This window comes from Staphylococcus equorum, from assembly GCF_029531845.1.
Taxonomy (GTDB): domain Bacteria; phylum Bacillota; class Bacilli; order Staphylococcales; family Staphylococcaceae; genus Staphylococcus; species Staphylococcus equorum_C.
In genome coordinates, this window is record NZ_JAMBPV010000025.1 from 1 (window position 1) to 3,306 (window position 3,306).

The following is a 3,306-nucleotide window of genomic DNA, read 5'->3' on the forward strand; positions in this document are numbered from 1 at the left end:
TTGTACATTGAAAACTAGATATGTAAGTAAAATTTATGATTTTACCAAGCAAAACCGAGTGAATTAGAGTTTTAAAAAGCTTGAATTCAAAAAAATAGAAATAATCGCTAGTGTTCGAAAGAACACTCACAGATTAATAACATTTTAGGTTTTCAACCGATTTTATCGTGTTGAAGGTCGAAAAGATTAAGTTATTAAGGGCGCACGGTGGATGCCTTGGCACTAGAAGCCTACGAAGGACGTTACTAACGACGATATGCTTTGGGGAGCTGTAAGTAAGCTTTGATCCAGAGATTTCCGAATGGGGAAACCCAACACGAGTTATGTCGTGTTATCGATATGTGAATACATAGCATATCTGAAGGCAGACGCGGGGAACTGAAACATCTTAGTACCCGCAGGAAGAGAAAGAAAAATCGATTCCCTGAGTAGCGGCGAGCGAAACGGGAAGAGCCCAAACCAACGAGCTTGCTTGTTGGGGTTGTAGGACACTCTATACGGAGTTACAAAAGAACAAATTAGACGAATCATCTGGAAAGATGAATCAAAGAAGGTAATAATCCTGTAGTCGAAAGTTTGTTCACTCTTGAGTGGATCCTGAGTACGACGGAACACGAGAAATTCCGTCGGAATCCGGGAGGACCATCTCCCAAGGCTAAATACTCTCTAGTGACCGATAGTGAACCAGTACCGTGAGGGAAAGGTGAAAAGTACCCCGGAAGGGGAGTGAAATAGAACTTGAAACCGTGTGCTTACAAGTAGTCAGAGCCCGTTAATGGGTGATGGCGTGCCTTTTGTAGAATGAACCGGCGAGTTACGATTTGATGCAAGGTTAAGCAGTTAATGTGGAGCCGTAGCGAAAGCGAGTCTGAATAGGGCGTTGAGTATTTGGTCGTAGACCCGAAACCAGGTGATCTACCCATGACCAGGCTGAAGTTCAGGTAACACTGAATGGAGGGCCGAACCGACTTACGTTGAAAAGTGAGCGGATGAGTTGTGGGTAGCGGAGAAATTCCAATCGAACCTGGAGATAGCTGGTTCTCTCCGAAATAGCTTTAGGGCTAGCCTTAAGTAATGATTATTGGAGGTAGAGCACTGTTTGGACGAGGGGCCCTTATCGGGTTACCGAATTCAGACAAACTCCGAATGCCAATCAATTTTATCTTAGGAGTTAGAACGCGGGTGATAAGGTCCGTGTTCGAAAGGGAAACAGCCCAGACCACCAGCTAAGGTCCCAAAATATATGTTAAGTGGAAAAGGATGTGGCGTTGCCCAGACAACTAGTATGTTGGCTTAGAAGCAGCCATCATTTAAAGAGTGCGTAATAGCTCACTAGTCGAGTGACACTGCGCCGAAAATGTACCGGGGCTAAACATATTACCGAAGCTGTGGATTGTCCGTAAGGACAGTGGTAGGAGAGCGTTCTAAGGGCGTTGAAGCATGATCGCAAGGACATGTGGAGCGCTTAGAAGTGAGAATGCCGGTGTGAGTAGCGAAAGACGGGTGAGAATCCCGTCCACCGATTGACTAAGGTTTCCAGAGGAAGGCTCGTCCGCTCTGGGTTAGTCGGGTCCTAAGCTGAGGCCGATAGGCGTAGGCGATGGATAACAGGTTGATATTCCTGTACCACCAAATTTCGTTTTAAGCGATGGGGGGACGCAGTAGGATAGGCGAAGCGTACTATTGGATTGTACGTCCAAGCAATAAGACTGAGTGTTAGGCAAATCCGGCACTCTTAAGGTCAAGTTGTGATGGGGAGAGGAAATTGTTTCCTCGAGTCGTTGATTTCACACTGCCAAGAAAAGCCTCTAGCTAGAATTTTGGTGCCCGTACCGCAAACCGACACAGGTAGTCAAGATGAGAATTCTAAGGTGAGCGAGCGAACTCTCGTTAAGGAACTCGGCAAAATGACCCCGTAACTTCGGGAGAAGGGGTGCTCTTTAGGGTTAACGCCCAGGAGAGCCGCAGTGAATAGGCCCAAGCGACTGTTTATCAAAAACACAGGTCTCTGCTAAACCGTAAGGTGATGTATAGGGGCTGACGCCTGCCCGGTGCTGGAAGGTTAAGAGGAGTGGTTAGCTTCGGCGAAGCTACGAATCGAAGCCCCAGTAAACGGCGGCCGTAACTATAACGGTCCTAAGGTAGCGAAATTCCTTGTCGGGTAAGTTCCGACCCGCACGAAAGGCGTAACGATTTGGGCACTGTCTCAACGAGAGACTCGGTGAAATCATAGTACCTGTGAAGATGCAGGTTACCCGCGACAGGACGGAAAGACCCCGTGGAGCTTTACTGTAGTCTGATATTGAAATTCGGTACAACTTGTACAGGATAGGTAGGAGCCTTTGAAACGTGAGCGCCAGCTTACGTCGAGGCGTTGGTGGGATACTACCCTTGCTGTGTTGGATTTCTAACCCGCACCATTTATCATGGTGGGAGACAGTGTCAGATGGACAGTTTGACTGGGGCGGTCGCCTCCTAAAGAGTAACGGAGGCGCTCAAAGGTTTCCTCAGAATGGTTGGAAATCATTCATAGAGTGTAAAGGCATAAGGAAGCTTGACTGCGAGACTTACAAGTCGAGCAGGGTCGAAAGACGGACTTAGTGATCCGGTGGTTCCGCATGGAAGGGCCATCGCTCAACGGATAAAAGCTACCCCGGGGATAACAGGCTTATCTCCCCCAAGAGTTCACATCGACGGGGAGGTTTGGCACCTCGATGTCGGCTCATCGCATCCTGGGGCTGTAGTCGGTCCCAAGGGTTGGGCTGTTCGCCCATTAAAGCGGTACGCGAGCTGGGTTCAGAACGTCGTGAGACAGTTCGGTCCCTATCCGTCGTGGGCGCAGGAAATTTGAGAGGAGCTGTCCTTAGTACGAGAGGACCGGGATGGACATACCTCTGGTGTACCAGTTGTCGTGCCAACGGCATCGCTGGGTAGCTATGTATGGACGGGATAAGTGCTGAAAGCATCTAAGCATGAAGCCCCCCTCAAGATGAGATTTCCCAACTTCGGTTATAAGATCCCTCAAAGATGATGAGGTTAATAGGTTCGAGGTGGAAGCATAGCGATATGTGGAGCTGACGAATACTAATCGATCGAAGACTTAATCAAATTTAAAAAGTGTTTTGTTTGGCATTATCAAATTTTACTTACTATCTAGTTTTGAATGTATAATTTTTTATATATTTCATTGTCTGGTGACAATGGCAAGGAGGTCACACCTGTTCCCATGCCGAACACAGTAGTTAAGCTCCTTAGCGCCGATGGTAGTCGGACTTACGTTCCGCAAGAGTAGGACGTTGCCAGGCA

The 3,306-nt window shown here is 47.8% G+C and carries 2 rRNA genes; both read left to right on the top strand.

The features are described from left to right. Positions 1-184 precede the first annotated feature (184 nt). Positions 185-3,108 (top strand): 23S ribosomal RNA (locus M4L39_RS14460). 82 nt (positions 3,109-3,190) lie between these two features. Next, a 5S ribosomal RNA gene (rrf, locus tag M4L39_RS14465) occupies positions 3,191-3,305 on the top strand. Position 3,306: the final 1 nt, after the last annotated feature.